The following is a 6260-nucleotide window of genomic DNA, read 5'->3' on the forward strand; positions in this document are numbered from 1 at the left end:
CCGGTCGCCGGGCGCGCCGACGCGCGCACCGTGCTCGTCGGCGTCCCCGGCGACGTCGAGGCCCTCCGGCTGAGCGACCCGGACCGCGCCGCGGAGTGGCGCAGGGCGGTACGGGAGGTTCTCGGCGAGCTGCTCACCGAAGGCGCACGGGTGCGCGGCTTCGACCGCACGGGCTGGTACGTCCTGGACAGGCAGGAGAAGCAGTGAAGCTCACCGGGGTCGAGATCCGCACCATCGAGGTGCCGCTCGTGTCGCCCTTCCGGACGTCGTTCGGCACGGAGACCGTGCGGGAGGCGCTGCTGCTGCGCGCCGTCACCGACGAGGCCGAGGGATGGGGCGAGTGCGGCGCGGGGACGGCGCCCCTGTACTCCTCGGAGTACACGCACGCCGCCGCCGACGTCCTGAGCCGTTTCCTGGTGCCGGCGCTGGCCGGCGTGACGGACCTGGACGCGCACAAGGTCGCCCCGGCCCTGGCGCCGTTCAAGGGCCACCGCATGGCCAAGGCGGCGCTGGAGACGGCGATCCTGGACGCGGATCTTCGCGCCCGCGGCGTCGCCCTCGGCCAGGCCCTCGGCGCCGTTCGGGACACCGTGCCGTGCGGGGTGTCGGTTGGGATCGCGGAGTCGATCCCCGCCCTGCTCGACACGGTCGCCGGATACCTGGAGGCGGGCTACCTGCGGATCAAGCTGAAGATCGAGCCCGGCTGGGACGTCGAGCCGGTCCGGGCCGTGCGCGAACGGTTCGGCGCCATCCCGCTGCAGGTCGACGCCAACACCGCCTACCGGCGCGGCGACGCCCGGCACCTGGCCCGGCTCGACCCGTTCGACCTCCTGCTGCTGGAGCAGCCGCTGGCGGAGGACGACCTCGTCGGGCACGCGGAGCTCGCCGCGCGGATCACCACGCCGATCTGCCTCGACGAGTCGATCGTCTCCGCCCGCGCCGCCGCCGACGCGATCGCTCTCGGAGCCTGCCGGGTCGTGAACATCAAGCCGGGCCGCGTGGGCGGTTACCTCGAGGCCCGCCGGATCCACGACGTCTGCGCGGCGCACGACGTTCCGGTCTGGTGCGGCGGCATGCTCGAGACGGGAGTGGGGCGCGCCGCCAACGTCGCGCTCGCGGCCCTGCCCGGATTCCTCCTGCCCGGCGACACCTCCGCGTCCGACCGCTACTACCGGACCGACATCACACCGCCGTTCCGCCTTGAGGACGGGCACCTCGCCGTGCCGACCGGACCGGGACTCGGCGTCACTCCGATCCCCGACGTCCTGGACGCCGTCACGGTCACCACGACATGGGCACCCGTTCCGACCTGATGATCCTTTCCTGTCCTTTTGGACAGATCGGATAGCGTGATTTCGTCATGCCGTACGAACGACGACCCGCACGCGCCGCGCTAGCTTCGGGCGCATGCTCCTCCCCGTGACCAGCCTCCCGCGGGCCAGCCTCGGGCGCGTCCTGGAAGAACTCGGCACCACGCTGCTCGACGTGGTCTGCGGTGACGTCGAGCTCGCCGGCGACATCGGCGGCGTCGTGATCTACGACCCGCTCGACGAGCCCGAGCTGCCGAGCAACGCGCTGGTGATGGGCGTCGGCCTGCACGATCCCGCCGACATCGCGCGGGTCGTGGCCCAGCTCGGGCGGCGCGGCGCCGCCGGGCTGGTGGTCCGCGCGCCCGTGGAGGCCGACGAGCGGCTCGTCGCGGCGGCGCGCGGAGCGGGGGTGGCGGTCCTCGCGTTCGCCCGCGGCGCGTCGTGGACCCACCTGACGGGGATGCTCCGGACCCTGACCGCCGACAGCGGCCTGTACGACGCCGGTTCCGACGCGTTCGGCCGGATCCCGTCCGGTGATCTCTTCGCGGTCGCCAACGCCATCGCCGCGCTGCTCAACGCACCCGTCACCATCGAGGACCGCAACTCGCGCCTGCTGGCCTTCTCGAGCCGGCAGGAGGAGGCGGACCTGTCCCGGGTCCAGACGATCCTGGGCCGGCAGGTCCCGGAGCAGTACACCCGCATCCTGGAGGAGCGCGGGGTGTTCCAGGCGATCTACCGCAGCGACGGCCCCGTCTTCGTGGCGCCCCTGCCCAGGACGGACGACGCGACGCAGCCGCCCGCCCTCCCCCGCGCGGCGATCGCGGTGCGCGCCGGGGACGAGATCCTCGGCACGATCTGGGTGGTCGTTCCCGAGCCCCTGAGCGAGGAGCGCGGGCAGGCGCTCTACGAGGCGTCCAAGCTCGTCGCGATGCACATGGTGTGGCAGCGCGCCGACGCGGACATGGAGCGGCGGGTGCGGGCGGAACTGCTGAGCACCGCCCTCGAAAGCGGACCGCGGTCGCTGGAGGCGGTGCGCCGCCTCGGCCTGAAGGACGAGCGGGCGGTCGTCCTCGCGCTCACCGTCGTCGGCTCGGCCGCCGAGAGCCCCCTGCCCGCGCAGCTCGCCACCGAACGGAAGCGGCTCGCCGACGCGTTCGCCATGCACCTGTCCGCCATGCACCCGCGCGCCGCCGCCGCGCTGATCGGCGACGTCTCCTACGGCATCCTCCCCTTCCCGCAGAACCGGCAGGACGCCGAGGAGCGCGCGGTCCTGGTCGCCACCGAGTTCCTGGCCCGCGTGGGGTCCCGCCTGCGCCCGCTGATCGGGGTGGGACGGCTCGCCCCGGACAGCTCGGCGCTCGCCCGGTCGCGCTCGGGCGCCGAACGGGCCCTGCGCGTCCTGCGATCAGGAGTCGCCGGGCGGCAGGTGGCCCGCCTGGACGACGTGCACGTCGAGGCGCTGCTGCTCGAACTCGCCGACCTCGTTCCCCGCGGAGACATCCCCAGCGGCCCCGTCGCGCGCATCGTCGCCTACGACAAGGAGCACCAGACCAGTCTCGTCGAGACGCTGCGCGCCTGGCTCGACGCCTTCGGCGACGTCGCGGTGGCCTCCGCCGCGATGTTCGTGCACCCCAACACGTTCCGCTACCGGCTTCGGCGGGCGGCCGAGGTCGGCGGCGTCGACCTCGGCGACCCGGACACGCGCCTATCGGCCATGCTGCAACTGCGCCTGATGTCCATCAGGTCGGTTCCGGACGACTGACAGGGCCCCGCAGGTCGAGCGTCCTGACCAGGAACGCCAGCCATTCGGCGTCCTGCGCGACCGCGACGTCATGGGGCGTCGCCGCGCCGTGGCCGGCGTTGTCGAAGACGTGCAGCAGGATCGGCGCCTCCCCTTCCTGGGCGGCCTGCATCCGTGCGGCGAACTTGCGCGCGTGCCAGGGCCGGCACCGCGGATCGGTCGCCCCGGCCTGGACGTAGACCGCCGGGAAGGCGCCGGGGCCGACCAGCTCGTACGGCGACAGCCGGAGGAGGCGGCGGACCTCCGCCGGATCGTCCGGGTCGGCCCAGGCCTTGCGGATGACGAAGTCGAGGTAGGGGTCGCGGGTGCCGCCGATGAGGTCCAGGAGAGGCTCCCGCGGCAGGACGGCGCGCCACAGGTCGGGCCGCGTGGTGACGGCGACTCCGCACATGAGTCCGCCGTCGGATCCACCGGTCAGCGCGAGCCGGTCGGCGCTCGTGAGGCCCTCGGCGATGAGGTGCTCGGCGACCGCGACGAGGTCGGCGTCGCGGACGTGCCGCTTCTCCCGGTGCGCCGCCTGGTACCAGTCCCGGCCGAATTCCCCGCCCCCGCGCAGGTACGCCTGCACGAGGACGCCGCCTGCGGCGACGAAGGCGGCCATGTCGGGCTGGTACTGGGGCAGGAGGGGCACGTTCGCCGCGCCGTACGCGGAGATCAGTGTCGGCGCCGCACGCGTCGGGTCACTTCCGGCCGGGCGCACCACGTGGTACGGGACCGCCACGCCGTCGGACGCGACGGCCCGTCCCGCTTCCAGTTCGGCGTCGAGGGCGACCGTCGGCGCCGAGAGCGTCTCGACCTCCGTCTCGCCGGGACGGTGCCGGTAGACGCCCCAGGAGCTCGTCAGTGTGGAGAAGGCGAAGACGAAGTCGTCCGTGTGGGCGCCGGAGGCCAGGGCGGTCAGGGCGAAGAAGGGAGCGGCGAGCGCTCCGCGGCCGGGGAGGGGCACCTCACCGGTGGTGGCGCCCGAGCGGTCGATGATCCGGACCTTGGCGAAGGTCCGGTCGAACTCGCTGAGGTACAGGTGCCGGCCGACCGGGGTGAGGGACCGCAGCACCGTGTCGCCTTCCGGGACGAGCTCGGTCCAACCCGCCGGGTCACCGGCGTTCGCCGCGTCGAGCGGGATGGCGACCACGCGCCCGCGGGGGGCGGCGACATCGGTCACGGCGACATAATGGTCGCCGACGATGTGGCCGGCGATCGTCCCGGGGCACTCGGTGACGAAGGGGCGCCATGCGCTGCCGGGCTCGGACAGGTCGCGAACCGCGACGGGGATCGGGCTGCCCACGCGATGGCTGGCGACGGCCCACCGGCCGTCCGGCGATGTCTGGACGAGCGTGTACTCCCGGGAGTCCTCTCCTACCGGGATCGGCTCCGCGGTGGTGTTCCCGGACGGTGCGCCGAGCCGGTGGAGGAACACCGCCTGCCTGAACTCCTGCGGTGAGCCGGTGAGGGCGAAGAAGTAGAAGCCGCTGCTGTCGGGCAGCCACGAGACACCGCCGGTCCACGCACTGTGCAGGACCTGCTCCGGCGCGCCGTCCAGCAGCCGCCCCGAGGCCACCTCGACGAGCCGGATGGTGTTGTGCTCACTGCCGTCGGTGCAGATGCCCAGGGCCAGAACGCGGCCGTCCGGCGCCGGCGCCATCCAGGACAGGAACGCCGGGTTCTCCTCGTCTCCGAACTGGGCCAGGCTCGTCACCGGTCGTCCGGCGCCGAACGGCTGGTCGGCGACCACGACCGTGGGCGGTCCGCCGTCCGGCGGGGTCACGGCGCGGAACCAGCGGCCGGCCGCGCATCTCGGCAAGGCCGGGCGGGACCCGCTGTCGTACTTCTGGATCAGGCCCCGGAAGGCCTCCGGGTCCTGCCCGTCGTAGATGACGGCGGCGGCGAGCTCGGCCTGCCGCCGCTGCCATCGCCGCACCTCATCGGTCTCCTGCTCCAGCCAGCGGTACGGATCCGGGACGCGGACGCCCGCGACGTCCTCGAAGACCTCGACCGTACGGGTGGGCGGGTAGGGAAAGGTCACGGGGACTCCGGATCTTCAGGTCGTGCGGGCTGCTGCGCGTCTGCCCGTGCGGCCGTCTCGAACTCCGCGCGGAGCCTCTCGAACGCACCGGGGACGCGGGTGGCCCGACGGAAATGGATGAAGGCGTCGTAGGCCGCCGGGAAGTCGTCGACGGGATCGAGGCCGCCGTTGGCGAGCGTGCCGTCGACGCCGTCGAGGAGCCCGGCCGGCGCGCGGTGGAGGTCGACGACGGCCACGGGCGGGCCGAGGCGGTCCAGCCGCGACTCGATGCTGTTCGGCGGCAGCGTCCGCGCTCCAAGGGAGACGTCGCAGTCGAAGGGGCGCGGCGAGCGCTGGGTGAACCGGACCTCCGGACCGGAGCCGTAGCTCATCCCGATGGAGACGAGGTCGGCTCCCAGCGAGGCGTCGAGCAGGCCGCCCATCATCGGCCGGCCGAGGAACGGCGATCGCCGGACGTGCGCGTTGTGGGCGCTCACGACGATGCGCCGTTCCCGCTCAAGGATCCAGCCCACGGTCTCTGCCATGAACACGTCCCGCGGGTACGGCCCTGCGGAAGGCGCGTCCAGTTCCTCGGCGAAGGCGCGGAGCGAGGCCGCGCACCGGCGCACGACCTCGTCGTCGAGCACGTGCGCGCGCTCCCCCAGTTCGCGGAGCCCCGCGAGCAGCCGGTCGCGATCGGCGCCGGTCATGGCCTCGAAGCGGACCGCCGCCTCCGTCCGGCCTCCCAGGTCGGCCAGGCGGAGGAGCTCCTCGTCACCCGGGCGCCCCGGCATCCGGTCGAGGCAGGCGCGTACCGCCGGCCCGGGTGACGTGGACGAGCCCGGAAGGTCCATCCCGTAGAAGGCGACCTTCGCCGAGCTCCCGGAGTTCCAGCGGCGCATCCAGCGCAGCTGCCGCCGCATCGGCTCGCACTCGCCGAACCGGTAGGTGATGCCGTCGCGGGCGACCGTCTCGGCCTGCCCCGGTCCTCCGTGGATCCACTCGTCGACGGCCAGTCCCTCGGCGAAGCCGGACTCCATCACGAAGCCCGTGAACCCGAACTCCCGCACGATGAGCATCGCGGAGCCGGGGGCGAGCGCGACGTAGCCGGGCCCGGCGTCCTCCCTCGGAGGGCCGAATCGCAGCC

4 protein-coding genes and 1 pseudogene are annotated in these 6260 nt (G+C 73.6%); 3 read left to right on the plus strand and 2 right to left on the minus strand.

The annotated features are described in order from the left end of the window. The 3 genes and pseudogenes from AB0C69_RS36215 to AB0C69_RS36225 all read left to right on the plus strand — a co-directional run. A pseudogene (locus tag AB0C69_RS36215) lies at positions 1-207 on the plus strand (GNAT family N-acetyltransferase); the annotation flags it as partial. Further along, positions 204-1313, plus strand: coding sequence for an o-succinylbenzoate synthase (gene menC / locus AB0C69_RS36220; protein ID WP_360359957.1), 1110 nt, complete (start codon positions 204-206; stop codon positions 1311-1313). The pseudogene AB0C69_RS36215 and the gene menC, both read left to right, overlap by 4 nt. Positions 1314-1407: 94 nt before the next feature. Continuing rightward, positions 1408-3072 carry a helix-turn-helix domain-containing protein gene (locus tag AB0C69_RS36225; RefSeq protein ID WP_360359960.1) on the plus strand — a complete coding sequence of 555 codons (1665 nt, stop codon included), beginning with the start codon at positions 1408-1410 and terminating at the stop codon, positions 3070-3072. Here AB0C69_RS36225 and AB0C69_RS36230 read toward each other — a convergent pair. Both AB0C69_RS36230 and AB0C69_RS36235 read right to left on the minus strand, forming a co-directional pair. Further along, a complete protein-coding gene (locus tag AB0C69_RS36230) occupies positions 3050-5134 on the minus strand; it encodes a prolyl oligopeptidase family serine peptidase (protein ID WP_360359963.1) in 2085 nt (694 codons plus the stop codon). The two genes, AB0C69_RS36225 and AB0C69_RS36230, sit on opposite strands and share 23 nt — an antisense overlap. Further along, on the minus strand, positions 5131-6260 hold a 1130-nt coding region (locus tag AB0C69_RS36235), incomplete at its 5' end, for an erythromycin esterase family protein (protein WP_360359966.1). The genes AB0C69_RS36235 and AB0C69_RS36230, both read right to left, overlap by 4 nt.

Origin of the sequence: Actinomadura sp. NPDC048032 (assembly GCF_040653175.1) — a bacterium.
Lineage (GTDB): Bacteria > Actinomycetota > Actinomycetes > Streptosporangiales > Streptosporangiaceae > Spirillospora > Spirillospora verrucosospora.